Origin of the sequence: Arthrobacter sp. G.S.26 (assembly GCF_050847375.1) — a bacterium.
In the GTDB taxonomy this organism is placed as follows: domain Bacteria; phylum Actinomycetota; class Actinomycetes; order Actinomycetales; family Micrococcaceae; genus Arthrobacter.
Window position 1 is genome coordinate 1,245,784 of record NZ_CP193752.1, and the last position, 26,427, is coordinate 1,272,210.

The 26,427-nt window shown below is 68.9% G+C and carries 19 protein-coding genes; 12 read left to right on the forward strand and 7 right to left on the reverse strand.

The annotated features are described in order from the left end of the window. Window position 1: 1 nt before the first annotated feature. Together ACRB8A_RS05795 and ACRB8A_RS05800 are read left to right on the forward strand one after the other, a co-directional pair. Window positions 2-3,340 (forward strand): glycosyltransferase family 2 protein, encoded by a 3,339-nt coding sequence (locus tag ACRB8A_RS05795; protein WP_432245810.1) that lies wholly within the window; start codon window positions 2-4, stop codon window positions 3,338-3,340. Further along, on the forward strand, window positions 3,333-5,015 hold the full coding sequence (locus tag ACRB8A_RS05800; protein ID WP_432245811.1) for a DUF5719 family protein: 1,683 nt from the start codon (window positions 3,333-3,335) through the stop codon (window positions 5,013-5,015). Before ACRB8A_RS05795 ends, ACRB8A_RS05800 begins: the two co-directional genes overlap by 8 nt. Before the next feature lie 26 nt (window positions 5,016-5,041). Here ACRB8A_RS05800 and ACRB8A_RS05805 read toward each other — a convergent pair whose 3' ends face one another. Continuing rightward, window positions 5,042-5,554: a metallopeptidase family protein gene (locus ACRB8A_RS05805; protein ID WP_432245812.1), complete on the reverse strand. Its 513-nt coding sequence runs from the start codon at window positions 5,552-5,554 to the stop codon at window positions 5,042-5,044. A gap of 117 nt (window positions 5,555-5,671) precedes the next feature. On the opposite strand from ACRB8A_RS05805, the gene ACRB8A_RS05810 reads away from it, so the two are divergent. The 4 genes from ACRB8A_RS05810 to ACRB8A_RS05825 all read left to right on the forward strand — a co-directional run bounded on the left by ACRB8A_RS05810 (window position 5,672) and on the right by ACRB8A_RS05825 (window position 9,235). After that, the gene (locus ACRB8A_RS05810; RefSeq protein ID WP_056597962.1) at window positions 5,672-6,061 is read left to right on the forward strand and encodes a DUF3499 domain-containing protein; all 390 of its coding nucleotides are present in this window, start codon (window positions 5,672-5,674) and stop codon (window positions 6,059-6,061) included. A 78-nt stretch (window positions 6,062-6,139) separates the two neighbouring features. Next, on the forward strand, window positions 6,140-6,370 hold the full coding sequence (locus tag ACRB8A_RS05815) for a Trm112 family protein (RefSeq protein ID WP_050686220.1): 231 nt from the start codon (window positions 6,140-6,142) through the stop codon (window positions 6,368-6,370). 39 nt (window positions 6,371-6,409) lie between these two features. Further along, window positions 6,410-7,888, forward strand: a complete 1,479-nt coding sequence (ahcY, locus tag ACRB8A_RS05820; protein WP_432245813.1) for an adenosylhomocysteinase — start codon at window positions 6,410-6,412, stop codon at window positions 7,886-7,888. A 108-nt stretch (window positions 7,889-7,996) separates the two neighbouring features. Beyond that, on the forward strand, window positions 7,997-9,235 hold the full coding sequence (locus ACRB8A_RS05825; RefSeq protein ID WP_285241014.1) for a L,D-transpeptidase: 1,239 nt from the start codon (window positions 7,997-7,999) through the stop codon (window positions 9,233-9,235). 2 nt (window positions 9,236-9,237) lie between these two features. Here the strand turns inward: ACRB8A_RS05825 and ACRB8A_RS05830 are convergent, their stop codons facing one another. Continuing rightward, complete coding sequence (locus ACRB8A_RS05830) at window positions 9,238-10,038, reverse strand: RDD family protein (protein ID WP_432245814.1); 801 nt, start codon at window positions 10,036-10,038, stop codon at window positions 9,238-9,240. A gap of 97 nt (window positions 10,039-10,135) precedes the next feature. Between ACRB8A_RS05830 and ACRB8A_RS05835 the strand changes: the two genes are divergently transcribed. Beyond that, window positions 10,136-11,128: a stage II sporulation protein M gene (locus tag ACRB8A_RS05835; RefSeq protein WP_200933633.1), complete on the forward strand. Its 993-nt coding sequence runs from the start codon at window positions 10,136-10,138 to the stop codon at window positions 11,126-11,128. A gap of 123 nt (window positions 11,129-11,251) precedes the next feature. Continuing rightward, window positions 11,252-12,523 carry a TIGR01906 family membrane protein gene (locus tag ACRB8A_RS05840; RefSeq protein ID WP_432245815.1) on the forward strand — a complete coding sequence of 424 codons (1,272 nt, stop codon included), beginning with the start codon at window positions 11,252-11,254 and terminating at the stop codon, window positions 12,521-12,523. Here ACRB8A_RS05840 and ACRB8A_RS05845 read toward each other — a convergent pair. Together ACRB8A_RS05845 and ACRB8A_RS05850 are read right to left on the reverse strand one after the other, a co-directional pair. Beyond that, window positions 12,514-14,343: an AMP-dependent synthetase/ligase gene (locus tag ACRB8A_RS05845; RefSeq protein ID WP_432245816.1), complete on the reverse strand. Its 1,830-nt coding sequence runs from the start codon at window positions 14,341-14,343 to the stop codon at window positions 12,514-12,516. The two genes, ACRB8A_RS05840 and ACRB8A_RS05845, sit on opposite strands and share 10 nt — an antisense overlap. A gap of 67 nt (window positions 14,344-14,410) precedes the next feature. Continuing rightward, window positions 14,411-16,108 carry a dolichyl-phosphate-mannose--protein mannosyltransferase gene (locus tag ACRB8A_RS05850; RefSeq protein WP_432245817.1) on the reverse strand — a complete coding sequence of 566 codons (1,698 nt, stop codon included), beginning with the start codon at window positions 16,106-16,108 and terminating at the stop codon, window positions 14,411-14,413. A 46-nt stretch (window positions 16,109-16,154) separates the two neighbouring features. Between ACRB8A_RS05850 and rsmI the strand changes: the two genes are divergently transcribed. Continuing rightward, window positions 16,155-17,030: a 16S rRNA (cytidine(1402)-2'-O)-methyltransferase gene (rsmI, locus tag ACRB8A_RS05855; RefSeq protein ID WP_056597974.1), complete on the forward strand. Its 876-nt coding sequence runs from the start codon at window positions 16,155-16,157 to the stop codon at window positions 17,028-17,030. Window positions 17,031-17,227: 197 nt separating this feature from the next. Continuing rightward, a complete protein-coding gene (locus ACRB8A_RS05860) occupies window positions 17,228-18,727 on the forward strand; it encodes an NAD-dependent succinate-semialdehyde dehydrogenase (protein ID WP_050686242.1) in 1,500 nt (499 codons plus the stop codon). A 29-nt stretch (window positions 18,728-18,756) separates the two neighbouring features. Here the strand turns inward: ACRB8A_RS05860 and ACRB8A_RS05865 are convergent, their stop codons facing one another. Genes ACRB8A_RS05865 through ACRB8A_RS05875 form a run of 3 tightly spaced genes read right to left on the reverse strand, consistent with a single transcriptional unit; the run spans window position 18,757 to window position 23,840 of the window. Continuing rightward, the gene (locus ACRB8A_RS05865) at window positions 18,757-21,270 is read right to left on the reverse strand and encodes a transglutaminaseTgpA domain-containing protein (protein ID WP_432245818.1); all 2,514 of its coding nucleotides are present in this window, start codon (window positions 21,268-21,270) and stop codon (window positions 18,757-18,759) included. Next, window positions 21,267-22,715, reverse strand: a complete 1,449-nt coding sequence (locus ACRB8A_RS05870; RefSeq protein WP_432245819.1) for a DUF58 domain-containing protein — start codon at window positions 22,713-22,715, stop codon at window positions 21,267-21,269. The genes ACRB8A_RS05865 and ACRB8A_RS05870 overlap by 4 nt, the downstream gene beginning before the upstream one ends. Window positions 22,716-22,727: 12 nt before the next feature. Further along, complete coding sequence (locus tag ACRB8A_RS05875; RefSeq protein ID WP_432245820.1) at window positions 22,728-23,840, reverse strand: AAA family ATPase; 1,113 nt, start codon at window positions 23,838-23,840, stop codon at window positions 22,728-22,730. Window positions 23,841-24,005: 165 nt separating this feature from the next. Here ACRB8A_RS05875 and ACRB8A_RS05880 point away from each other — a divergent pair, with 165 nt between their 5' ends. Together ACRB8A_RS05880 and ACRB8A_RS05885 are read left to right on the forward strand one after the other, a co-directional pair. Continuing rightward, complete coding sequence (locus ACRB8A_RS05880; protein WP_056597983.1) at window positions 24,006-24,911, forward strand: TatD family hydrolase; 906 nt, start codon at window positions 24,006-24,008, stop codon at window positions 24,909-24,911. A 257-nt stretch (window positions 24,912-25,168) separates the two neighbouring features. Continuing rightward, window positions 25,169-26,371: a resuscitation-promoting factor gene (locus ACRB8A_RS05885; protein WP_197273580.1), complete on the forward strand. Its 1,203-nt coding sequence runs from the start codon at window positions 25,169-25,171 to the stop codon at window positions 26,369-26,371. Window positions 26,372-26,427 lie beyond the last annotated feature (56 nt).

Here is a 26,427-nt window from a genome sequence, read left to right on the forward strand (position 1 = left end):
TGTGGTCGCCCACAACGGCAGTGCCTATCTCCCCAGGACCCTCTCCGCCCTGGCGGAACAGACCCGGCCGGTTGACCGCGCCATCGGTGTGGATGCCGGCTCCCGCGACGAATCGCAGCAGCTCCTTGCCGGGGCCCTCGGCGCCGCGCACGTTGTGGCCCATGACCGGGTCAAGGGCGGTATGGGCGCTGCCGTGCAGGCCGGCCTTGCCGGGCTGTCGCCATGGCATGCCGCCGCCGAAAACGCACGCCCGGAGTGGATCTGGCTGCTCCATGACGACGCCGCGCCGGCGCCGGAGGCGCTGGCCGAGCTGCTCATGGCAGTGGAGCGGGCGCCGTCCGTGACCGTGGCCGGCTGTAAGCAGCTGGACTGGGACGCGGAACGCCACCTCATTGACGTGGGCCTTTCAACGAGCCGCTGGGCTGAACGGCTGACCCTGATTGACGCCGAGGAACTGGACCAGGGCCAGTACGACGGGCGAAGTGATACTTTCGCGGTGAATTCCGCCGGGATGCTGGTGCGCCGCGACGTCTGGGAGCAGCTGGGCGGCTTCGACCCGGCGCTTCCCGGCAGCGGCGACGACGTCGATTTCTGCTGGCGCAACCGCCTGGCCGGGCACCGCGTGGTGGTGGTGCCTTCGGCCAGGATGTTCCATGTGGCCCACCGGCCGCATGCCCTGGGCAACGCTGCCGCTGCCAGGAAAGCCCAGGTCCACCTGCGGCTCAAGCACGCACCGGCCTGGCTGGTCCCGGTCCACGCTGTTGGCGCCCTGCTGGGCAGCCTCTTCAAGTTCGTCCTCAGCATCCTGGTCAAGGATCCCGGGTACGGCCTGTCCCAGCTGGCCGCGACCTGCGCTGCCCTGGCCCGGCCCCGGGCCGTTGCCCGCGCCAGGGGGGCTGCGCGGAAAACCCGGAGGATCCGGCGTTCCGTGATCCGGAAGCTGCAGACCCCCCGCCGGGAGGTGTGGAGCCACCGGCGGTCCCTCATGGAGGCGCTGGGATCCGACAACACTCCGGCGGACGAGCTGGAACACGATCCGCTGGCCAACCAGCCCACGGGAGACGCCGCTGATGATTTTGCCGCCCTGGCCACCACCAAGCGAGGTTGGGTGGGCAACGGCGCCCTTGCTGCCGTTATTGTCGCCGCGGTCGCCGCCCTGCTTGGCCTCGCCGGCCTGTTCCGCGCCGACGCCGTATCCGGTGGTGCGCTGATCCCCGTCTCCGCCGGCCTGGGCGACATCTGGCACCATGCCTCCAGCTGGTGGGTGGGCCTCGGCGCCGGGCTGCCGGGCCGTGGCGACCCCTTCGGATACGTCCTGTGGGTCCTTGGCGTCATCGGCGGCGGCGACGCCAACGCCGCCCTGGCGTGGCTGTTGCTGCTCAGCACCCCGTTTTCCGGACTCACTGCCTGGTTCGCGACCGGCGGCCTTACCGTCCGCCGCAGGCTCCGGCTGGCCGCCGCTTTGTTCTGGGCCGCTGCCCCGGCCCTGCAGGTGGCACTTAACCAGGGCCGCGCCGGTGCGTTGATCGCGCACCTGATGATTCCCCTGTTTGCCCTCGCGCTGCTCCGGGCCACAGGCTCAGCGGTAGGCCACGGACGATTCACCATGCCCGCCCCCGGCGACCGCAGGACAGGAAACAAGCCACCCATCCGGCCCGGCATCAACGGCACCCCGTCCTGGACAGCTGCGGCCGCCGCCGGCCTGGCATTGGCCGTCATCGCGGCTTCGGCCCCGGCACTGCTGGTGCCTGCCGTGGCCGTGGTGGTGCTGTGCGGACTGTTGCTGGGCCGCCGCGGCCGGACCGTGTGGTGGGCCCTGCTGCCCGCCGCTGCCCTGTTTATTCCGTTTGGCCTGTCCGTGCTGGACCGGCCCCGCGCCCTCCTCGCCGATCCAGGCCTGCCCCTGGCCTTCGAAGCCGCACCCCTGTGGCAGCAGCTCCTGGGCCAGCCCCTGCGGTTCGGCCTTGACGGCGGCCTGGCCGGGCTTTCCGTCTTCGATGGCGGCACTGTTCCCTGGGCCCCGGTGCTCGCCGGCCTGGTTGCCGTCCCCATCCTGCTCCTCGCTGTTGTGGGGCTGTTCATCACAGGCCGCCGCGCCAAAACGGTCCGGTCACTGTGGTCAGCAGCCGCGATAGCCCTTGCCGGCGGCTGGCTCGCCGGCCAGGTGGCCACCGCGGCCGGCGCGGACACCCTGGTGGTGCCGTTTACCGGGCCCGCTGTCTCGGCAGCGGCCTTTGCCCTGCTGGGCGCCGGCCTGCTCGGCGCCGAGCAGCTCCTCTCGCTGGCCGACCGTGCCGCCGCCCACAATCCCCGTAAGCGGGCAGGGGTTCGGGTGGCCGTGGCCGCCGGCCTGGTCCTGGTCCTGGCCGGCCCCCTCGCCGGCATGGCCGCCTGGTCCGCCCAGAACCTGCTGGGCACGGATCCCGCCGCAGCGGCAGCGCCTGCGGCAGACGCCGAGGGCCAGCCGCTGGGCACCCCGCGGCTGGTGGTTCCCGCCACCCCGCGGACCCTGCCGGCCACTGCAATCGACCGGGGGACAGGTCCGGAACAAACCCGGACCCTCCTGATCAGCACCCGCGACGACGGCACCATCGATGCTGCGCTCCAGCGCGGCGCCGGCACCACGCTGGACAGCCTGTCAGCGATCGCTTCAGCACGGAACATCATCGGCGCGCCGGGCGCCGAAACCGTTCGCGACGACGACGGCGTGACCGCTTCGATCCGCCGGGTTGTGGCAACGCTCGTGGCGGGCCAGGGCGTGGACCCGCGCGCGGACCTGGAACAGCTGGGAGCCGGGTTTGTGGTGCTCCGCGCCGCCGATTCCGCCGCGCAGCTGACCGCGAGCCGCATGGACGCCGTGCCCGGACTCGTCGCGGTGGGCCAGACGGACATGGGCTGGCTGTGGCGCATCACGCCCCTCAACCAGCCCGCCAACCAGGCTGCCGAGGTTGCCCACAGGGTGAGGATTGTCGACGGCGGCGGGGCAGCGATTGCCATGGTGCCGTCCGCAGCCACCGACGTCGACGCCGCAATCCCTGCCGGGCCGGACGGCCGGCTGCTTGTCCTTGCTGAACGGGCCGATCCGCACTGGAGCGCGTGGCTGGACGGCCAAAAGCTCCCCACCGCCACCTCCGGCTGGTCGCAGGCCTTTGCCCTTCCCACCGCCGCCGGCCAACTGACTGTCCGTTACGAAAACCCCTGGGGGCCCTGGGCCGGAATAGCCCAGCTGACGGTGATCGGCCTGACCATCCTGCTGGCCATCCCACTGCCGGCGCCGCGGCCACGGACCGGCCTTTCACGTGGCGAGGGCTCTTTGCGTAAGGAACAACAGAATGCGTGAGAACACCACCCCCGCAGCGGGCCAGGCCACAGCACCGGCCAAGCCCACAGCTCCGCAACCCCCCGCCCCGGCGGCCGGGACCCCGGCGGAGGCCCCCGTGCGTCCCGCCGGAAAACGGCGCAAAGCCGCGGCGGCAGGATTTGCCGCGTCCGCGCTGGTGCTGGCAGCCGCAGGGGCCGTGGTGGCCGCAGGGTCCCTGCTGGGCCCCGCGTCCAACCGCGACCTGGCGGCTGTGGCGGCCACCGTTCCCGCCGGCACCAGCATTGGCGTCTGCCCCGGGCCCGCCCGTCTGCTCGAGGGCACCCAAGCCGGCACCGACCCCCAGTTCAGCCCCGAATCCGCCACCGCGGCCACCACCGTCACGGGAGTGGTCCTGGGGTCAGCCGGCGTGCTTCCTGCCAGCCGGCTGTCCCGCCTCGACGGGGCCACCGCCGTCGAAATTGCCAAGGAGCCAGGCGCACCCGCCAAGGACAGCGCCCCCCAGGAAACCCTTGCGGGCATCGTCGCCGGCCGTGCCACGGACCAGGCCTCCGTGCTCCAGGCCGACCCCGTCGCAAACCAGAAGGCATCGGCGGCTGCTGCCCTGAAGTTCTCCGCCACTGACGGTGACCTTCGCGGCACGGCCGCCACCAACTGCCAGCAGCCAGCCAATGACCAGTGGCTGGCCGGAGCGCGGACCACCGTAGGGCGGACATCCGTCCTGGTGCTCTCCAACGCGTCCACCACGCCGGCCACTGTCAGCCTTGAACTCTTTGGTGCCTCGGGCCAGATCCAGGCCCCGGGCAGCCGCGGCCTCCTGGTGGCGCCGGGAACCACGCGTTCGGTCATCCTTGCCGGCCTGGCCCCATCCGAAGAACAGCTCAGCGTCCACGTCCGCAGCGCGGGCGGACCTGTGGCCGCCGTCATCCAGCAAAGTGTCCTCCGGGGACTTACCCCCGGCGGCGTCGATTTCATCGCACCCGGAACCGCACCGTCCACACGCCAGGTCATGACCGGCGTCGACATCCAGGCCCCCGCAGCAGTCACAGCGATGACCGGAAAATCCGGCTACGACGACGCCGGCCCCGTCCTTCAGCTCACAGTGCCCGGCCCTTCAGATGCCGTGGTGGAGATCAGCCTGTACGGGCGGGACGGCCAGAAGGCACTGCCCGACGGCGGCGTAGTCACCGCCAAGGCCGGCGCCGTCACCGAGGTGCCGCTGGCCGGCGTCCCGGCCGGCCAATACACGGTTGCTGCATCCTCGGATGTCTCCTTTGTGGCCGCGGCGCGGATGAGCCGGGGCGTCGACGCAGAGAAGGAATCAGACGTGGCCTGGGCGCCGTCAGGTGTCCGGCTCGGCAGCCAGCACGTCGTGCCCGTGCCGCTGGGCGGCGTCCGGCAACTGGTATTCGGGGCCCTCGACGCGCGCGCCAGCATCACCTACGCCGCTGTCACGTCGGACGGCAAGGTCCGGGCCCCGGCAACGGCGGACATTGCCGGCGGCACCACCGCGGCCATCACCATTCCGGAGAAGACCGACGGCGCCGACGTTGTGGGCTACGTTGTCTCCGCTTCCGGGGATGCCGCGTACGGGGCGTTGCTGCTGCAGCAGGATGGCCGGAACGACATTTCGTCGCTGGCCTTTATGCCGGCGGCAGCCGGCCAGGAAAGCGTTCCGGTGGCACTGGGCTACTGACCCAGGCTGCCGGGGGCCGGCGCGGCTCAGTAGCGGCGCCGGTACACCGGGTCCAGGGTTTCCGGTGCCACGCCCAGCATCTCCGCGGTGTACTCCACCACCACATCATGTACCAGGTCCTGCAGTTCGTCGGAACTCGCGGTGCCCTGCTCCACCACCCGCCGGTACACGGTGATCATGGGGCCGTCGTCGGCCGTGGCCGGCGCGGACGCGCCCATGGGCACGTGGGAAGCTGCGGCCGCCAACTGCTCAAGGTTGGGCGGAATCTCATCCACCCCGAAACGGACACCGTCCAGGGTTTTCCCCCAGATGTCGTGCAAACGCTGCGCCGATTCCATCACCATGTCATCAAAGCGGTCCGAGCGGGTGCGGTAGCCGGGGTGGGCGGGAAGCATCACCTCGCCGCGCAGGCCACGCCCGTGGCGGTTACGGCGGCGGGCAGTGAAGCCGCGGCCTGCTGATCCGGTGCCCGGATCCCTGTGGGCTTCCGGGTCAGCCAACCGGACCGTAAATGCTGATTCCTGGTTCGATGACTGCATACATTGACTGTAAACCCGGCACCTGGATTACGCGACAGGATCGCCGGAGCAGCCCGATGCGCGCGGCCGCGCGCCAATGCGCGGGTTCCGGCTGCCGGCCCGGTAGTCTGGGCTGTCGTGGGAGCTATCCGTCAGTGTTCAAGATCCGCCTGCCGCCAGTCAGCGGTAGCGACGCTGACCTACGTCTACGCGGATTCCACCGCGGTCCTCGGGCCCCTGGCCACCTACGCCGAACCCCACTGCTATGACCTGTGCAGCCAGCACGCCGGCTCCCTGACCGTTCCCCGGGGCTGGGAAGTACTCCGTCTGGCCATGCCCACCACACCGCAGCAGCCAGGCCCCGACGACCTGCTCGCCCTGGCCGACGCCGTCCGCGAGGCGGCAGCCCAGCCTTCCCCGCAGCAGCGGCCTTCCGCCCAGCGTGGCCCCCACACGGCGCTGGAAGCTCCGGCAGGAACCGAGGGAACCCGCAGGGGCCACCTGCGCGTCCTCCGGGAACCGTCCTGAGGCGCGGCGGGCGGTAGGCTGGACGCTGTACGTCAGTCCGCTACCGGCGCGAGCGCGCCCGCCAGGGAGCATGAACAAATGCCAAAGATCAGTCCCGAGCTGTTGTCAGTCCTGCGTTGCCCCGTGACCGGCTCACCCCTGGTCCAGGAGGGCGAGGAACTGGTGGCCACCAACGCCGGGGAAGCCGGCGCTGCGCCGCGCTACGCCATCCAGGACGGCATCCCGCTGCTCCTGCCGCCGGAACTGCTCGCAGCAGCCACCAGGGCCGGCTCGGACCAGCACGATCCCGCCGGCACCGCCGCGCCGTAGCGCGGAACCAGCACATCAGATCCAGAATTAAGGACCACTATGACTTTTGATTACAAGGTTGCCGACATTTCCCTGGCAGAGGCCGGACGGCACCAGATCCGCCTCGCAGAACACGAAATGCCGGGCCTGATGTCCCTGCGCGAGGAATTCGGTCCCACCCAGCCGCTCAAGGGCGCCCGGATCGCCGGTTCCCTCCACATGACCGTGCAGACGGCTGTGCTGATCGAGACCCTGACCGCCCTCGGCGCCGAAGTCCGCTGGGCCTCCTGCAACATCTTCTCCACCCAGGACGAGGCCGCCGCCGCCGTCGTTGTGGGCACGGGCACCGTGGACCAGCCCGCCGGCGTCCCGGTCTTCGCCTGGAAGGGTGAGTCGCTGGAGGAGTACTGGTGGACGGCAGAGCAGATCCTCACCTGGCCCGGTGCGGACACAAACCCGGACCTCGGACCCAACATGATCCTGGATGACGGCGGCGACGCCACCATGCTGGTGCACAAGGGCGTTGAGTTCGAAGCCGCAGGCGCTGTCCCCGCCACGGACGCCAATGACTCCGACGAGCACGTCATCTTCCTGGACGTCATCCGCCGTTCCCTCGCCGCCGACCCGCAGAAGTGGGGCCGCATCGCCGGCACGATCAAGGGCGTCAGCGAGGAAACCACCACGGGCGTGCTGCGCCTCTACCAGCTCGCTGCGCAGGGCAAGCTCCTCTTCCCGGCCATCAACGTCAACGACTCGGTCACCAAGAGCAAGTTCGACAACAAATACGGCATCCGGCACTCCCTCCCGGACGGCATCAACCGCGCCACGGACGTGCTGATGGGCGGCAAGGTCGCCGTCGTCTGCGGCTACGGCGACGTGGGCAAGGGCGCGGCAGAGGCCCTCCGCGGCCAGGGTTCACGCGTGATCGTCACCGAGATTGACCCCATCTGTGCACTGCAGGCGGCAATGGACGGGTACCAGGTGGCAAAACTGGAGTCCGTCCTGGCCCTCGGTGACATCTTCATCACCACCACCGGCAACAAGGACGTCATCATGGCCGACCATATGGCGGGCATGAAAAACAAAGCCATCGTGGGCAACATCGGCCACTTCGACAATGAAATCGACATGGCCGGCCTGGCCCGGATCCCCGGCGTCAAAAAGGTCGAAATCAAGCCGCAGGTCCACGAATGGGTCCTTTCGGAAGGCACGGACTCCGAGCGGTCCATCATTGTCCTGTCCGAGGGCCGCCTGCTTAACCTCGGCAACGCCACGGGCCACCCGTCGTTCGTTATGAGCAACTCCTTCGCGAACCAGACCATCGCCCAGATCGAGCTGTGGACCAAGAAGGACCAGCCGGCCGACGAGCGCGAATACGAAAACCAGGTCTATGTCCTGCCCAAGATCCTGGACGAAAAGGTGGCCCGCCTCCACCTGGACGCCCTGGGCGTGGAGCTGACCGAACTGTCCAAGGACCAGGCCCAATACCTGGACATCGACGCCGCAGGCCCGTACAAGCCCGAGCACTACCGCTACTGACGGCCCGGGCACCGGCGGTCCCGCCGCCGGTGCCCGGCGAAGCCGTGCCACCAGGAACCCGGGTGCCCGCTGGCACCCGGGTTCCTTGCAACCACCTAGAATCGATGTATGGAGCCTGATACCAAGCCCCGCCGCAAGGGCAACGTCAAGAAGATTCTGGTGGTGGCCACCGTGTGCCTGCTCGCCGCCGCCGGCGGTGTGTTTGCTGCCGTAGCGCCGGGACTCGCCGGGACCCCGCTGGAGTCAGAGGCCGGCTCCGCAGCCCGGACGTCCCCCGGAATCGCCGCCCCCGTCATCACGCCCGTGAGCGTTGACGCGGCACCGGCCAACGGCGCCAAGCAGGTCAATCCGGCGGCCCCGGTGTCCCTCAAGGTTGACCACGGGACCATCGAACGGGTCTCCCTGACCAGCACCGGCGGCGAGGCAGTGGACGGCAGCATCGATCCGGCCGGCACCTCCTGGGCGGCAACCGGGGCGTTGAAGTTCAACACCGACTACAGCTACACGTACGTCCTCAAGGACAGCGCCGGCCGCGAAACGAGCACCACCCGGTCCTTCGCCACGGTTTCCAGCTCCCACGAGGCGGACGCCGCCATCTACCCGCTGGACGGCATGAAAGTCGGCGTCGGGCAACCCCTGCAGGTCACCTTCAGCGAACCCGTCCTGAACCGGGACGCCGTGGAAAAGGCCATCACCGTGACCAGCAGCGCCGGCCAGGTGGGCGCCTTCCACTGGTACAGCGACACCATGGTGCGGTACCGGGCCGAGACGTTCTGGGCTGCCAACTCCACCGTGTCCATGGACATGAAGCTATTCGGCGTCGACCTGGGCAACGGACAGATCGCCAATTTCAACAAAAAAATGAGCATCGCCATCGGTGACAAAAAAGTGGCCGTCGCGGATGCCACCGCGCACACGTTCACCTTGAGCGTGAACGACCAGCCGGTCAAGACCCTGCCGGTCAGCATGGGGGACAAGCGCTTCCCTTCGGCCCGCGGGTTCGGCGTCCTGATGGAGAAAAAACGATATGACCACTTCCGGGCGGCAAGCATCGGCCTCAAGCCAGGGGACCCCGCCTACTACGGCGAGGAGGACGTGGAGTACACCATCCGGCTCACCCTCAGCGGCGCGTACCTGCACCAGGCCCTGGATTCCGCCTTCCCCTTCATCGGGAACACCAACGTTTCGCACGGCTGCATCGGGTTCCTTCCCGACGGCGCCGCCTGGGTCTTCGAGAACCTCGGCACCGGTGACGTCGTCCAGATCATCAACACCGAAGGTGACTACGCCGCGAACGACGACGGTTTCGGCGACTGGAACATCCCGTGGGCCGAGTACGACAACTGACCTCAGCCGGTGAAGGGCAGCCGCTGCAGCCTTTCGCCCACGTCCGCGTTGCGCCGGCGCGACCGGGTCAGCCGGATGAGCTCGCGTTGACGGCGTTCGGCCACAACGGCTGACAGGTAGTCCTCCGGGCCCGTGCCCGGCGGCGGGGGCGGGGCAACATACGCGGCCAGTTCCGTGGCGATCGACGCTGCCAGGCCCGCCCGGGACAGGGGCGTCATCCGGCCCGCCTGCCGCAGGAACTGGGCGGCGCGCCGGACGGTGGCATCAGGCAGCCGGCCGATATCCGCCGACTCCACCCAGGCCCGCAGCCAGGGCGGGACAAAGATCGGCACTGCCCGTTCCACCGGAACACGGCTGCGGACCGCGTACGTGCCCGCCATCAGGTCACCGAGGCGCCGGGACTTGTCGTTGAACAAGGACACGGCCAACGCCAGGCCGCCCAAAGTCAGGTAGATTTCCAGGAATCCCGTCAGGCCGCGGATGACTGCATGCCGGAACCGGATGGCTCCGCCGTCCTCGCGGACCACACGCAACCCGGTGGCCAGTTTTCCCAGCGAACTGCCCCGGCTCAGCGTTTCCACCGCCACCGGGACCACCACAAGGCAAAACACCACGCTGCACAGGACCAGGGCACGCTCAGCAGCCTCGTCCAGGTCCCCGCCGGCCGATGTCAGGCCGATCAGGATGGCCACCAGCAGCACACCGTGGCAGGCCACATCGATGAACAGGCCCAGGGCCCGGCCGCCAAAGGACGCGGGCCGCAGTTCCAGGACCACTGCCTCGCCGGTGATGATGGAGCTCACGCGGATGTTCCCTTCCGGGGGTGCGCGGTCCGGCGGGACGCCGGCCGGAACGTTGCGGACACTCAGAGTCTAGCGGCGGGAAGGTTAGGCTGGTCCCGTGGATATGGATGCCTTCTCGGCAGTGCACTCGGACAAGTGGTCGCGGCTGCATGGGCTGGCGCATAAACCCAGGTTGACCGGGCCCGAGGCTGATGAGCTCCTGGCCCTGTACCAGTCCACGTCCTCCCACCTGTCCCTCATCAGGTCGCTGGCGCCCGAGAGCGGGCTTTCCGCTTCCCTGTCCGCCACCCTGGCCCAGGCCCGGACGCGGTTTACCGGCGCCAGGAGCAACCCGATGGCCGACATTGCCAGGTTTTTTGTCGCTGCCCTGCCGGCGGCCCTGTACCGGATTTCCTGGCTGACCCTTGCCTGCGGCACCGCGTTCGTCCTGGTCGCCGCAGCCTTCGCCGTGTGGATCGGCACCAACCCGGACGTGCTGCGGGCGGTTGCCTCGGAAGCCGAGGCGGCGCAGTACGTCAACAACGACTTCATCGATTACTACTCCGAGAACCCGGCGGCGTCCTTCGCAGGCGCCGTATGGACCAACAACGCCTGGATCTCCGCCCAGGCCGTAGCCCTGGGCATCACCGGATTCTGGGTGCCCATGATCCTGTTCAGCAATGCGCAGTCGGTTGGGGTGGCGGCCGGGATGTTTGTTGCCGCCGGCAAGCCGGATGTGTTTTTCAGCTACATCCTGCCGCACGGAATGATGGAGCTCACTGCCGTGTTTGTGGCCTGTGCTGCGGGGCTCCGGATTTTCTGGGCCATGGTGTCCCCGGGCCGGCAGACCCGCGGCAGGGCCGTGGCCCGGGAAGGCCGGTCCCTGATCACGGTGGCGCTGGGTCTGGTGCTGGTGCTGTTCGTCTCGGGGCTGGTGGAGGGTTTTGTTACCCCCTCACCGCTGCCCGTCTGGGCGAAACTGGGCATCGGCGCCTCCGTGCTGGCGGCCTACTGGACCTATGTCCTGGTGTGGGGACGGCGCGCCTTCCTGGCCGGGGAACGCGGTGACCTGCGCAGCGAGGACGCAGGCTATACGGAAATCGCTGCCTGAATCGTTGTAATCCGTGCGGGGTGGTTTCTCGCCCTGCCAACAGGGCGGACGGTAGGCTCGGGTGCAGAAACAGGCGCCAGCGGACCCCAGCGCGGCGCGGAAACCGACGGAAGAGACGCTGCTGTGAAAGACGAAACACCGGCCCGCGCCAAAAGCGCCGATCCTCAGCAGGAACCCCACCTGGACACCTCAGGCGACACCGACGAGCCCGCGTTCTCCTGGCTTTCCCCGGCCGAACCCACCGGCAACAAGAAGCCGGCCACGGGCAAGCCGGCCACGGGCACTCCGGCCGCGGGCCCCTCGGCTGCAGCCAAGCCAGGTCAGACCACAACCGGTACCGCTGCCGCGGGCCCCTCGGCTGCAGCCAAGCCAGGTCAGACCACAACCGGTACCGCGGCTGCGGGAACAGCGGCTGCAACCGCCGTCGGCGCCACACCCGCCACACCCGCCACACCCGCCACACCCGCCACACCCGCCACACCCGCCACACCCGTCACACCCAGCCAGCCGGACAGCAGGGCCGGCCGGAAAGCCGCTGCTGCCGCCGTCGAGCCCTCCGGCGCTGATCCGTCGGCGCGCGGCACCTCTCCGGTGTTCAAGGAACCCCTGCCCACCTCGGCACTCCAGGTCCGGCCGCCGGACGAGGAAGTGGAACGCCGCAACGCCCAGCGCGAAAGTGCCGCCAACGCGAAGCCGGTCCTGCCTCGCGTGATGCAGGTGCTGCTGGCCGTGTTCTACCCCCTGACGCTCCTGATCCTCGCTGTCCGCGCCGTCACCAGCCCGCTGTTCCTCTGGGTGGAGTACAACCGGCCCGGCTTCCCGGGCGACGGGTACGGGTTCAGCACCGACGACAGGATGACCTACGGTTCCTACGCCGTGGACTACCTGAGCAACTGGTCCGGCCCCCGCTACCTGGGTGACCTGATGCACCGCAGCGGAGACAAATTGTTCAAGGACGGCGAAGTCAGCCACATGGCCGACGTCAAGGTGGTGATCCTGTCCACGTTCGGCGCGGGCGTGCTGCTGCTGGTGCTGGCCCTGATCGCCATCCTCTACCTGCGTAAACGCAGCCACGGCGGCGTCCGGCGCGCGCTATTCGCCGGTTCCCTCGCCACGCTGGCCCTGATCCTGGGGCTGGGCACGCTGGCCGCACTGGGCTGGCAGCAGTTCTTCACCGAGTTTCACCGGATCTTCTTCGCGGCCGGCACCTGGACGTTCAGCCTGGACGACACCCTGATCCGCCTCTTCCCGGGGCAGTTCTGGATCGACGCCGGCATTGTGATCGGTGCGTTGGTGCTGGTGGCAGCAGTCGTGACCCTTGTCTTGACGTGGCCCACCCGCCGGCGCCGCGGCCTGGCACCCAACGAGTCAACGGCCACTGCCAATCAGGCGTAAAGCCGCGCCACCTCAGCCGCGAAACCACTGACGACGGCGGCCCGCTTCAGTTTCAGGGACGGCGTCAGGTGGCCCGATTCGACGGTGAAATCGGCGTCCAGGAGCGCGAACGAGCGGATGGACTCGGCGGTGGACACCAAGTGGTTTGCCTGGTCCACCGCCTCCTGCACGGCCGCCCGGATGGCCGGGTCCGCGCAGGCCCGTGCCACAGTCAACGGCGGCAGCCCGCGCTCCGAGCGCCAATTGGCCAGCCCTTCGGGGTCGAGCGTGACCAGGGCCGCCACAAAAGGCCTTCCGTCGCCCACCACCACCGCATGGGCTACCAGCGGATGCGCGCGCACTTTTTCCTCCAGGGGACCCGGGGCGACGTTTTTACCACCGGCCGTGACCAGGAGGTCCTTCTTGCGGCCCGTGATGGTCAGGAATCCGTCGTCGTCCAGCCCGCCCAGGTCGCCGGTCCGGAAAAAGCCGTCCACAAAGGCGTCCGCGTTGGCCTGCGGGTTGGCGTGATAGCCCCGGAAAACGCCAATGCCCTTGACCAGGATCTCGCCGTCCGCCGCCACCCGGATGGTGGTCCCTGGGATGGGGATGCCCACCGTGCCTACGCGCGTCATGCCGGGCGTGTTCGCGGTGCAGGGCGCCGTGGTTTCGGTCAGGCCGTACCCCTCGAGGACCGGGATTCCGGCGCCGCGGAAAAAGTGGGCATCGTCGGGGGCCAGGGCGCTGGCGCCGGAGACCGTAAAGGCCACCTGCCCACCCAGGGCGGCGCGGAGCTTCGGGTACACCAGCCTGTCGAAGAGCCGGTGCCTGGCGCGGCACAGCAGGCCCGGCCCGGTCCCTTGGCCCCGGCCCTGCCTGTCCAGTTCGCGGGAATAGTCGATCGCGGTGGCTGCCGCGGCACCAAACAGGCGGGCCTTGCCACCCACGGCAGCTTTGTGGGTGGCGCCGGCCCGGACCTTTTCGAAGATGCGGGGGACCACCAGCAGGAAGGTGGGGCGGAAGGTTTCCAGGTCCGCCAAAAGTTGGGCAGCTCCCGGCGTGTGGCCCAGGGTGGCGCCGGCACTGAGGCACACCACCTGCACGGCACGGGCCAGGACATGGGCCAGCGGAAGGAACATCAGGGTCCGTGCCTGGTCCTGCAGCAGCACCTCGGGGAGGAACGCCACAATGTTCCTGGCCACCAGGGCGAAGTTGCCGTGCGTAATCTCACAGCCCTTTGGCTTGCCCGTGGTCCCCGACGTGTAGACCAGCGACGCCAGGTCGGCCAGGCCCGCCCTGGTGCGGTGCCGCTCCAGCTCAGTGTCGGCCACGCCCGCCCCCGCAGCGGCGAGGCTGGCCAGGTTGGGGGCATCGCCGTCGTAATCCATCCGGACCACCCCCACCAGGCGGTCCCGCAGCCGGTCCGAACCGGCCAGGACCCCGCCCACCAGGTCCGCCAGGGCGCTGGTGCCGGCGAACACACGGCGGACTCCGGCGTCCTCGAGGATCCACTCGACCTGGCCCGGTGCGGAGGTTTCATAGATGGGGACGGTCACGCCGCCGGCGAACCAGATGGCGAAGTCAACAACTGTCCACTCATAGGAGGTGGCGGACATCACCGCCACGGGATCGCCGGTCTCCAGGCCGCCGGCCACCAGGCCCTTGGCCAGCGCCCGGACTTCCTGGAGGAACGCCCGGGCCGGCACGTCCACCCAGCCGTTGGGGCCCTTCCGGCGGTACAGCGCGTGCGCCGGGTTGGCCGCATGCCGCTCCAGCAGCAGGTCCGTGACGTTGCTGCCGGCGTCAAGCTCAACCAGCAGAGCTGTGCTTGCTTCCCTCACAGCCGGCCTCCGTTCCGCTGCCACCGCCCCGGCAGGGGCGCCGATGGGTCGTTCCTGCCATCCTGCCCTAGATCCAGGACGGCATCCACATGCGGACCTTCCACGCGTCGTAGGGGATGGTCTCCGCCGCCCACACCGGGTAGAAGAAGGCGGAAAGCAACACCGCAGCCGCAAGGAATACCACCACCACATACAGCCCTGAACGGCGGCGCCACGGCGGGTCGGCGGGCCTGCCCAGGACCAGTCCCAGGCAGTAGACCAGGGCCAGGACCAGAAACGGCTCGAAGGAGACCGCATAGAAGTAGAACATGGTCCGCTCGGGGTACATGAACCACGGCAGGTACCCCGCGGCCATGCCTGCCAGCACCGCGCCGGCGCGCCAGTCCCGCCGCCCGGCCCACCAGAAAAGGAGCACCACCAGGGAGGCCGCGGCCGTCCACCAGATCAGCGGATTGCCAACGGAGAGGATGGCTGAGGTGCACTTGGCCACATCGCACGCCCCGGTGCCCTGCGGCGGGGATTCGTAGAAGAACGATGTGGGCCGGCCCATCACCAGCCAGCTCCAGGCGCTTGCCTCATACGGGTGTTCCGAGCCCAGCCCCTGATGGAACTTGTACGCCTCAAGATGGTAGTGGGCCAGGGACCGGAGGGGGCCCGGCAGCCAGCCCCATTCCGTGGACGGGTTGGCCTGGGCCCAGTTACGGAAGTAGGCGTCCCGGGAGGCGAACCAGCCGGCCCACGTGGCGGTGTAGACAGCGCCGGCCACGGGCACCATGCTGAGGAACGCCGGCAGGCCGTCCTTGATGATTCCGGCGCTGATCCAGCCGCGGATGCCCGCCACCCGACGGGCGCTGAGGTCCCACAGGACCGTCAGCAGACCGAACCCGGCCAGGAAAAACAGCCCGGACCATTTGGTGCCCACGGCCAGGCCCAGGCAGACACCGGCTGCGATGCGCCACCAGCGGATCCCCAGCCAGGGTCCGGACAGCAGCACGGCCGACGCAGGCAGTCCACCCTGCGCCGTCGCCGCCGTGCCCAGCCGGGCAGCGAGCCGGCGCCGGCCATCGTCACGGTCCATCAGCAGGGCACCGAAGGCCGCCAGGACCCAAAACATCAAGAAGATGTCCAGCAGCGATGTCCGGGACATCACCAGGTGGTGGCCGTCAACGGCCAGGAGCAGCCCTGCCGCGCCTGCCAGCGGCAGGGACCGGAACAGCTTGAGGGCGACCAGGGAAATCAGCAGCACCGAGAGGGTGCCTGTCAGGGCGGCCGCAAACCGCCACCCGAACGGATTTTCGGGCCCGAAAAGCCACATGCCGGCAGCGATCATCCATTTGCCCACCGGCGGGTGGACCACGTATTCGGGGGTGTCCAGCAGGATGGCCGGGTTGCCGGCGTTGAACGAATCGTTGGCCTTGTCCGGCCAGCTGCGCTCATAGCCGCTGACCAGGTAGGAGTAGGCGTCCTTGACGTAATAGGTTTCGTCGAAAACCAGCTTGTGCGGCTCGCCAAGACGGACAAAGCGGAGCGCCCCGGCCACCACGGTGGTGAGGGCCGGGACCAGGACAAACCACAGCCGCAGCGACAGCGGATAGTCGCGCCACCTGCCGGCGCTGCCCAGCAGCCGGGCCTGCAGCGCTTCGGCTGTGAACGCCGCGGCGGGCCGGGCCACCCACGGCCGGCGGGCTTGGTGTCCGGGAGAGGCGACCGGTGCGGCTTCGCCGGCTCCTGCCGGCCGGGTGGAGGTCTGCGTCACGGGCCCCATGCTACCTTTTGCAGCTGGCAGTCCGCCGCGGCAGTAGGCTTGGGGCGTGGAACCTAACCCCAGCACCCGCCCGGATTCCGGCACGCCAACCGTGGGACGCATCGTGCTTGCGGCCACCCCGATCGGAAACACCGGTGATGCCTCGGCCCGGTTGGTGGAGCTCCTGGCCACGGCTGACATCGTGGCCGCCGAAGACACCCGCCGCCTGCACCGGCTGGTCCAGGGACTTGGCGTTACCGTGACCGGCCGCGTCATCAGCTACCACGAGCATAATGAGGCGGCCAAAACCGGGGAACTGCTGGACCAGGTGCGGGCGGGAAGCACGCTGCTGATGGTTACCGACGCCGGCATGCCGGCCGTGTCCGATCCGGGCTTCCGCCTGGTTGCGGGAGCGGTTGCCGCCGGACTCACGGTCACCGCCGCGCCGGGACCCTCCGCAGTGCTGACCGCGCTGGCCTTGTCCGGCCTGCCCACCGACAGGTTCTGCTTCGAGGGTTTCCTGCCCCGGAAGGCCGGCGAACGGGCGTCCCGGCTGGCGGACCTCGCCGCGGAACGCCGCACCATGGTGTTCTTCGAGGCCCCGCACCGGCTGGAGGTTATGCTCCGGGCCCTTCGCGAACGGTTCGGCCCCGACCGGCCCATCGCCGTCTGCCGTGAACTGACCAAAACCTACGAGGAAGTCATCCGGGGAACGCTGGGCGAGCTCCTGCTGTGGGCGGAGGGCAATGAGGTCCGCGGCGAGATCGCGGTGGTGCTCGGCGGTGCCCCGGAGCAGGCAGCCGGAACACCGGAGGATCATGTTGCCGCAGTCAACGAGCTGATGGCCCAGGGCATCCGGCTCAAGGAGGCTGTGGCGGCAGTCGCCGAAGACGTCAGGGTCAGCAAGCGGGAACTTTATTCGGCAGTCCTCGCCGCCCGCTGAGCCCGGCCCCCCCCTGCCGCCGCGGCACGGCCCTGCGGTTGTGCAGGTGCACAGCCGGATCGGCATTTGGCAGTGCGTGCAGGCGTAGACCCGGACGAAACCGCGGCAGTAGGGTGACTGTTAATCAGCCCAATGAGCCCGGTCACTTCCGGCCGCGCCCGTGGGTTGCAACAACCCCTACTGACGAGGGAGTCATCGTGACTGTCACTGCACTGCCGGCCGTAACCGCCGAGCGCGAAAGCAGCCTTCTGGCCTCGGTTCCCACCGGCCTGCTGATCAACGGCGAGTGGCGTGCCGCCGCTTCGGGCAAGACGTTCGACGTCGAGGATCCGGCAACGGGAAAGGTCCTGCTGAGCCTCGCCGACGCCGGCGCCGAAGACGGTGCCGCCGCCCTGGACGCTGCCGCCGCGGCACAGGAATCGTGGGCCAAGGTCCCGCCGCGCGAACGAGGCGAGATTCTGCGCCGGGCCTTCGACCTGGTGACCGAACGCGCAGAAGATTTCGCCCTGCTGATGACCCTGGAAATGGGCAAGCCGCTGGCCGAGGCCCGCGGTGAGGTCACCTACGGCGCCGAGTTCCTGCGCTGGTTCTCCGAAGAGGCAGTGCGCGCCTTTGGCCGCTACTCCGTTTCCCCGGACGGCAAGTCCCGGCTGCTGGTCACCAAAAAGCCGGTAGGCCCCTGCCTGCTGATCACGCCCTGGAACTTCCCGCTGGCCATGGCCACCCGCAAGATCGCCCCGGCCGTGGCCGCCGGCTGCACCATGGTCCTGAAGTCGGCGAATCTCACCCCGCTGACTTCCCAGCTGTTCGCCGCCGTGATGATGGAAGCCGGGCTGCCGGCCGGCGTCCTGAACGTCATCCCCACCTCCACCGCCGGGGCCACCACCGGTCCGCTGATCAAGGACTCCCGGCTGCGGAAGCTGTCCTTCACCGGTTCCACAGAGGTGGGCCGCCGGCTGCTGTCCGATGCTTCCGAAACTGTCCTGCGGACCTCCATGGAGCTCGGCGGCAACGCCCCGTTCCTGGTCTTCGAAGACGCCGACATCGACGCTGCCGTAGCAGGGGCCATGCTGGCCAAGCTGCGGAACATGGGTGAGGCCTGCACGGCCGCCAACCGCTTCATTGTCCACGAATCCGTCGCCGCGGAATTCGCGGAAAAGTTCGCCGCCAAGATGAAGGACATGACCACGGCCCGGGGCACCGAACCCGAATCGAAGGTTGGCCCGCTGATCGACGCCAAGAGCCGCGACAAAGTCCACGAGCTGGTCTCGGATGCCGTCGCCGCCGGCGCCACCGCAGTCCTGGGCGGCAGCCCGGTGGAGGGCCCCGGCTACTTCTACCAGCCCACCATCCTGTCCGGCGTCACCGAAGGTACCCGGATCCTGGCCGAGGAAATCTTCGGACCCGTCGCACCGATCATCACTTTCAGCACCGAGGATGATGCTGTCCGGCTGGCCAACAACACCGAATACGGGCTGGTGGCCTACGTCTTCACCAAGGACCTCAACCGCGGCATCCGGATGGGTGAACGGCTTGAAACCGGCATGCTGGGCCTGAACGCCGGCGTTATTTCCAACGCAGCGGCACCCTTCGGCGGCGTCAAGCAGTCCGGCCTTGGCCGCGAAGGCGGCCTCGAAGGCATCGAGGAGTACCTCTACACGCAGTACATCGGCATCGCAGACCCCTACGCCGGCTAACCCGGGTAGCCCGGCAAAGTCTTGCCGGGCTACCGCAGGCCGCCGCGTGCTCCCCGCCAGGAGCGCGCGGCGGCCTGTGCTGTTCCCCGGACACCCCGGCCCACGGCCCTGAAGGGTGCGCCGGTGAGGAATCCGAGCCGCCGCATCACCGACGGCGGGACCCAGGTGGCGATGAAACGGCGCGGACCGCCGGCATTGGCCCGGAGGGCCGCCTGGAGCGCGTCGATGTGGTCCCGCGGGCTGGCCGGGTTCGCCGGCCCGGCAGGCTCCGGATTTGCAGCCTCTGGATTTGTGGCCTCCTGATTGGCCGGGCCCAAACCTGCAGCCTCCGGCGGGCCGTACTGGTTCCGCTCGTAACCGGTGGTCAGCGCGGCAGCAGCCAGGTTCGCCGCGCGGTCCATCCCGTCCGGTTCGCCCAGCAGGGAACGGCGGAGCCGTGCGGAGTACGCACGCGGGGTCTCACTGGGCCCGGGCGGCAGGCCGTAGTCCGTGCCAAGGTCCGCCAGCTCGGCCCAGGCCAGGGGAGCAGCGGCAGTTGCGTTGCGGGGCCGGAGCCGGCGGGCCCGGATTCCGGTCCGCAGCAGGAACGGCGATGCCAGCAGCAGGCCGCCGGCCAGGACACCACCGGCGCCCAGCAGCCAAGGCAGCAGGCGGGGACCGGCGTCGGCCGTTCCGTTGTCCTGCGGGACCGGAGCCGCGGAAACGCTGGGGGCCGGGGAAGGGACCTGGCCCGGTTCGGGAAGGAGGTCATCGTTGTTGTCCAGCGAATCGGCCGTCCCCGGCGCCGACGCCTCGGTGGCGTAGGTGGGAACGACGCCCCGGGACGGGGTGGGCTCAAACGGGACCCAGCCGAGGCCCTGGAAGTACAGCTCGGGCCAGGCGTGCGCGTCGCGGCCATCCACCTCGTATTCGGACAGCGGGCCCTGCCCTGCCACGGGCACCGTTTCACCGGTCAGCCGGCCGGGCGCGTAGCCCACGGCGATACGGCTGGGGATGCCCTGGAGCCGGGCCATCACCGCCATAGCGGAGGCGTAGTGGACGCAGTATCCGCTCTTCTGCTCCAGGAAGTCCGCCAGCACCGAAAGCCCGTTGCCGTCGTAGCCGCCCTGAACAGGGGACTGGAGGGAATAAGTGAAATCCGCGGACCGCAGGTATTTCTGGATGGCCATCGCCTTTTGGTACTGCGTTCCGGCAGCGCCGGCCACGGTCTCGGCGGTGCTGCGGACACTGGCGGGGACATTCCCCGGAACTCTGGTGAAGGTGTCGGAAATGTCCTGCGCGGGACCCGTGGACCGGGCCAGGAGCGCCGGGGTCAGGGCAGGAGCGGACGAGGTGACGATGTAGTCCTGACGCCGGGATGTGGTGTCGGTGCCCTTGATGCTGAGCGTTGCCGGGTCCCACGTCCACTGGCCGTTCAGGCCCCGCACCGTCTCGGGGGCATAAGGCGCCGGCAGGTAGTTGCTGCTGAGTGAGCCGGTGTCGATGGCTGTCACCTGGCGTTGCTGCGCATCGGCCAGGACCTGGTAGCCGGGATCAATCGGGCCGGCCAGCCGTATCCGGGACTCATTCCGGTCATCCGGGCCCCAGGAATCGCCGTCAAAATTTTCCACGGTGACCGTGCGGAGATACAGCGGGGACGTGGCGTTGGTGGCATAGGTGATGCGTCCGGTGCCGTCAGGGGTCCGCAGGCTGTTGCCCAGCGTAATCATGGGGTTCAGGCCGGTGGAGGTGCCCCACGGGTTGAGCCTTGAGCCCTGCGGGAACGTACCCTGGTCGAAACCGGGGATGACGGCGGGAACCAGCAGGGCAGCCACCAGCGCCACGGAGCCGGTGAGGGCAGCACGGCGCAGGTGTCCCGTGCTGCCGGCGGCGTCTGTCTGCGTACCAAATCCGGGTGCAAACCACTGGCTGCAACCCAAAATCAGCAAGTACCCGGCCACGGTGGCAACAAACCCCCAGAAACCGACGCTTTGCGGCTTGATCATGGCAGGGACCACCAGCAGCGCCAGCAGGGCAGCGCCCGTGGCTGCAGGCATGCCCAGCGGCACCGCGAGGGCATCCACCAGGATCACCGTGAGGCCCAGGACGGCGCACACAACCATCACAATGCCCGCATTGGGCGCCACGGGCGCCGTTTCCGACAGCACTGTTTCGCTGGCGCGCCCGATCAGCCGGTCGAGTTCGCCGAAGGTGGCGCCGCCGGGAATGACACCGAGGATGCTGGAACTGCGGAAGAACGTGAGCGTCAGGATGCCGCCGAGGGCCAGGAACCCGCCGAACGTCACCAGCAACGGCTGGGCGCGCAGCCCGCGGAGCGCTGCCAACGTGAAGCTGACCACGAGGACCGTGGTCAGGACGGGAAGATACCAGTTCCAGCCCCGGAGCACACCGTTAAGGGACAGCGCGGCGCCGCAGACAGCCAGCGCAACGGCTGCTGCCATGGCCCACGGAAAAAGGCCCACCCGGGCGCGGCGGGGTGCGGCGCCCGCCCCGTTGTCCTGCTGCTGGCCCTGTCCCGGGGTCCGCGGTGGCGCCAGCGTCATCTGGCCACCCCCGCCCCGCGCCGGACCTCAGCCGCAGGGGTGGCGGCAACGGCGTCGTCCCCGTCGAAGCCTGCCCACGCCGAAGCAACCGGGACGGCGGGGGCCACAGCTACAGCACGCCAGCCACCCTGGCGGAGGACCTCGAGAACGTCTGCCTGGTCGCCAGGCTTCTCAGCCACCACCAGGGCGAACGCGTTGGTGCCGTACCCGGCGGCCGGAGCAAGGGCCAGGGCTTCCTCTGCGGAGATCCGGCCCAGCACGGCGATCAGCGGCCCGCGCATCCGGTGGGCGGAAAGCTTGTCCATCAACTGGTCATCAAACGGGGCCGGACCTGCGTCCTGGCCGCCTCGGGGGTCAGTGCGGTTCGCGAAGTCCCACAAAGAGCCATCACGGGTGTGGCCGGAGCCGGACAGGGCGATGGCGGCGAGGCTTTCGGCGATCGACTGCAGACCGGCGCTGCCGGTGAACTCCTCGGCAGCGGGATCCGGCGCAGACGGTGAGTGCAGGAACGCCGGCTCGCCCCTGGGGTCCAGCAGGCGCAGCACATAGTTGCGTTCGGTGAGGTGCGCGGCGATGGACATCGCCGCCACCACCGCCCACTCGAAGGTGTCGCTGGTAGGCATCGACTGCCCGCCCCTGGCCTGCTGCCGGGCCTGCTTCGCTGCGGGGGACGGCCCGGTACTGCCGGCGAAGGCGCCGAACCGGTGGTCGAGGATCAAGGTGGCCTCCGGTGTGGTGACCGATTCCTCCTGCCGCACCATCAACGCCCCGTGCCGGGCCGTGGCAGCCCAATGGACCCTGCGCATGGGGTCGCCGTGCCGGTATTCGCGGGTCATAACGTCATCGTCGCTGGGGTTGGCCCGGATCCGGGTGGCCGTGATGCCGTCGTTACCGCGCGCCCCGGCCAGTCCTGTCAGGGGCAGCACCACGGCGGCCGGCGTGACCGTGAGGATGTCGCCGTCGTCAATGGCCTGCCGGTGCGTGGACAGGCCGAAGGGGTCCGAGAACTCGGCCATGACCGGACCGATCCGGAACTGGCCGCGTTGGGCCGAGCGGAGGTGGTATTCGTACCGGCTGGTGCCGCCGGCAGCTGACCGGGCGGGGAACCGGAACATGGGGGACTCACCGAACCGGGAAGGCAGCCGTTCCTCCATGGTGGCCCGGCCGCTGCCGGGATCCTTCCGCGCCACCGCCAGCCGGACGGTGGCGGGCGCAGAGGTTTCCACAGGGGACGGATGAAACTCGCGGTAGACCTGGAACCTGGGCTTGACCAGCCGGATCCCTGCCAGCGAGATAAAAGGCAGGACCAGCAACAGGATGCCCAGGGTCAGCAGGTCCCGGCGGCCCATAACGAAGGCCGCCCCAAGGGCCACCCCGCCCGCTGCCAGCATGCCCCAGCCCCGGGGGTTCAGGAGATGTCGGGGAAACCGGTCCAGCAGCGCCATCTGAGCCGCCGCCTAGCGGTTCCTGCCCAGGCCGGAGGCTGGGGCACTCCGGGCCGGCCGCGTCCCGGGCTGTCCCGCGGAAGCATGCGTGACAGGGAGCCGCTGCAGGATGCCCTGCAGCACGGTATGCGCCGTTTCGCCGGCACCGGCAGCCTTCCTGTCCAGGAGGATACGGTGGGCCAGCACAGCTTCCGCCACCTGCAGCACATCGTCCGGGAGGACAAAGCCGCGCCCGTCGAGCGCTGCCGTGGCCTTCGCAGCCCGGAGCAGCTGCAGCATGGACCGGGGGCTGGCGCCCAGCCGGAGCAGCGGGCTTTCCCGGGTGGCCCGGCCCACGGACACGGTGTACTCCTTGACGGCCTGGGACACGTAGACGTCCTGCACGGTGGTAATCATGGCGGCGACCTCGGCGGTGGTGACCACCGGCGTGACCTTGGCCAGGGGAGAGGCGGACTGATGGGTTTCCAGCATCTGGATTTCCGCGTCCAGGTCCGGATAGCCCATGGAGATCCGGGCCATAAAGCGGTCACGCTGGGCCTCGGGAAGAGGGTAGGTGCCCTCCATCTCGATGGGATTCTGCGTGGCCACCACCATAAAGGGCTCGTCGAGCTTGTAGGAGTGCCCGTCCACGGTGACCTGGTGCTCCTCCATGCATTCCAGGAGCGCCGACTGGGTCTTGGCGGAGGCCCTGTTGATTTCGTCGCCGATCACGATGTTGGCGAAGACTGCCCCGGGCCGGAACTCAAACAACCGGGATGACTGGTTGTAGATGGAGACACCGGTGACGTCAGAGGGCAGCAGGTCCGGGGTGAACTGGATCCGGTTGACGCTGCAGTCGATGCTCCTGGCCAGCGTTTTGGCCAGGAGGGTCTTCCCCACTCCGGGGACATCCTCGACCAGCAGGTGGCCCTGGGCCAGCAGCACCGTCAGGGCAAGCCGGGCGGCGTCCGATTTGCCGTCGATCACTGTATTGACCGTCGTGAGGATGCGCTGCGCGGCAGCGTGGAACGCCGCGTCGTCCAGCGCCGCAGGCCGGTGCCCGTTCAGGGCGCTGACAGAGCCCGCCAGGCCCGCCGGATTGCGGTTCGCAGCGGTTCCATCGGCAGTGCGTCGGTGGGATTCCATCGGCAACCTTTCAGCCCAGGGGTTCGCCCGGACGGGACAGCAAGCCTGCCTTCGCCCGTCGGTGGGCGTTCGCATCTGTTCGTCCCAGACTACTAACACAACTGCCGCGGTAGACAGAGAGTTCCGACAAAAAATACCTGCCGTTCCGGCCGCTAGGCTGGGACGATGTGCACTCCGCAGACCCCCGCCGCCTACCTGGACCCCGCCGCAGGGACGGCAGCCGAAGCCCAGGGCTCCACAAAACGCGGGTTTCCGCCCGCTCCCGAGCCGCTGCCGGTGCCGGTGATGGACAACCACACGCACCTGGACTTTCCGGACGGGCCGGCTCCGGTGGGGGTGCGGGCAGCCATGGACGCAGCCGCGGCCGTGGGCGTGCAGGGCGCCGTCCAGGTGGGCTGCGACCTGGAATCGTCGCGGTTCACGGTGCAGGCGGTGGAACTGGACCGCCGGCTGCTTGGCGCAGTGGCGCTGCATCCCAACGACGCCCCGCTGTACGCCGGCCGCGGCGAACTCGAAAGTGCGCTCGCGGAAATCGAGCAACTGGCAGCCCATCCCAGGATCCGCGCCATCGGCGAGACCGGACTGGACTTCTACCGTACCGAGGGCGCGGGGCTGGCCGCCCAGCGGCACTCGTTCCGGCGGCACATCGACATTGCCAAGCGCCTGGACCTCACCCTGCAGATCCACGACCGGGATGCCCACAACGACGTGGTGCAGGTACTGGAAGAGGAAGGCGCCCCGGAGCGCGTGGTCTTCCATTGCTTCTCCGGCGATGCGGACCTGGCCAGGATCTGCAACCGGAAAGGCTGGTACATGTCCTTCGCCGGCACTCTGACCTTCAAAAACGCGGACAACCTGCGTGCAGCGCTCGCGGTGGCTGATCCCGGCCTTGTCATGGTGGAAACGGATGCCCCGTTCCTCACTCCGCATCCACACCGGGGGCGCCCCAACGCGAGCTACATGGTGCCTTACACGGTCCGGGCGATGGCCGGTTTGACAGGAACCGACCTGGCCCGGCTCTGCACCGAGATCAGCGAAAATACCGTGCGGGCCTACGGATCCTGGACCTAGGAAGGGCCTGTCCAGCATCCATTCAGGAATACCAGGTATGCAGATTTGTTGGCTGGTTTATAACGCTACGGTTACAGTGGAAAGATATTAGCCGGGGTCGGGGAAGGCCACCGGGTAAATCATTTTTCCTTCCATGACCGGCTGCGCGGGCTTCCGCCCGCGCCAATCGGGCCTGGAATGTGGCGGCGCGACGGTGCCCGGACTGCCTGTATTCCAGGTGGTTCCGGGCATTTTATTGCGTTTTTCCCCGTGCCCGGATGGACCGAGAGTTACGGGCAATCGTGGTCAAGTACTTCACATCAGACGGCAAGTTGAGCGTCGTCAAGGTTGGTGCACAGGTTCTGGTGCTGTGCGCGCTGGTTGCGGGGCTCGTAGCCTTCGTTGGAAATAACAAAACGGTCACGCTGAATGTTGACGGAAAAGTCAGTTCGGTGCAGACCTTCGGCGGCACTGTGGGCCAGGTGGTCAAGGGCGCCGACTTCGACCTCAAGTCCACCGACCGGATCTCCCCCGACGTCGACTCGTCGGTCCGCAACGGTACCGTCATCAACGTGAACCAGGCCAAGGAAGTCAAGGTCAGCCTGGACGGTTCCGAGCAGACGGTCAACACCACCGCGCAGGACGTGGCCGGCCTCGTGACCGAACTCGGCGTCGCCAGCGCCTCCTCGGTGTCAGCCCCCAAGGACGCCCAGCTGGCACTCGCAGGCTCCTACGTGTCCATCTCCACGCCGAAGAGCGTCAGCATCGTCGCGGACGGTAAAGCCTCCGCCACCACCACCACTGCCGCAACCGTGGGCACCGTCCTGGACGACGCCGGCCTGACCCTTGGTGAGAACGACCGCACCTCCCAGCCGGCCAACGCCCCCGTGGTCAACAACATGGTGATCAAGGTTTCCCGCGTTGACACCAGCCAGACCGCCGTCACCAGCGAAGAGATTCCCTTCGAGTCCGTCACAGCCGAGGACGCCAACGTCCTGGTGGGCGAGAAGACCGTGACCCAGGCCGGAGTGGCCGGCAAGAACGAAAAGACCTTCAAACTGGTCCTGGTGGACGGCCGCGAAGCGTCCCGCACCCTGGCTTCCGAGACTGTGGCCGTCCAGCCCGTCACGGAGCAGATCACCGTGGGTACCAAGCCCAAGCCGGTGCCCCAGGCAGCGCCTGCACCCGCAGCTGCTGCGGGCGGCAGCAACACCGGAGCCGCAGCTCCCGGCATGATGAACGAAGGTATGTGGGACCGGATCGCCCAGTGTGAATCCACCGGCAACTGGAGCATCAACTCGGGCAACGGCTACTACGGCGGCCTCCAGTTCGACGTCCGGACCTGGATCGGCTCCGGCGGCGGCGCCTACGCCCCCAACGCCAGCCTGGCCACCAAGGCCCAGCAGATCGACATCGCCAACCGCGTCTATGCGCAGCGCGGCCTCCAGCCGTGGGGCTGCGGCTGGGCCGCCGGCGGATAGCCAGGCACCCCCGCCAGCAGGCGAACAGCAGCCGGCCCCGGTACCCACCGGGGCCG

Coding starts and splice junctions, on each gene's coding strand:
- ACRB8A_RS05800 (WP_432245811.1), top strand. CDS start 3,333: ATGCGTGAGAACACCACCCCCGCAGCGGGCCAGGCCACAGCACCGGCC.
- ACRB8A_RS05805 (WP_432245812.1), bottom strand. CDS start 5,554: ATGCAGTCATCGAACCAGGAATCAGCATTTACGGTCCGGTTGGCTGAC.
- ACRB8A_RS05815 (WP_050686220.1), top strand. CDS start 6,140: ATGCCAAAGATCAGTCCCGAGCTGTTGTCAGTCCTGCGTTGCCCCGTG.
- ahcY (WP_432245813.1), top strand. CDS start 6,410: ATGACTTTTGATTACAAGGTTGCCGACATTTCCCTGGCAGAGGCCGGA.
- ACRB8A_RS05825 (WP_285241014.1), top strand. CDS start 7,997: ATGGAGCCTGATACCAAGCCCCGCCGCAAGGGCAACGTCAAGAAGATT.
- ACRB8A_RS05850 (WP_432245817.1), bottom strand. CDS start 16,108: ATGGGGCCCGTGACGCAGACCTCCACCCGGCCGGCAGGAGCCGGCGAA.
- ACRB8A_RS05865 (WP_432245818.1), bottom strand. CDS start 21,270: ATGACGCTGGCGCCACCGCGGACCCCGGGACAGGGCCAGCAGCAGGAC.
- ACRB8A_RS05870 (WP_432245819.1), bottom strand. CDS start 22,715: ATGGCGCTGCTGGACCGGTTTCCCCGACATCTCCTGAACCCCCGGGGC.
- ACRB8A_RS05875 (WP_432245820.1), bottom strand. CDS start 23,840: ATGGAATCCCACCGACGCACTGCCGATGGAACCGCTGCGAACCGCAAT.
- ACRB8A_RS05880 (WP_056597983.1), top strand. CDS start 24,006: ATGTGCACTCCGCAGACCCCCGCCGCCTACCTGGACCCCGCCGCAGGG.
- ACRB8A_RS05885 (WP_197273580.1), top strand. CDS start 25,169: ATGGACCGAGAGTTACGGGCAATCGTGGTCAAGTACTTCACATCAGAC.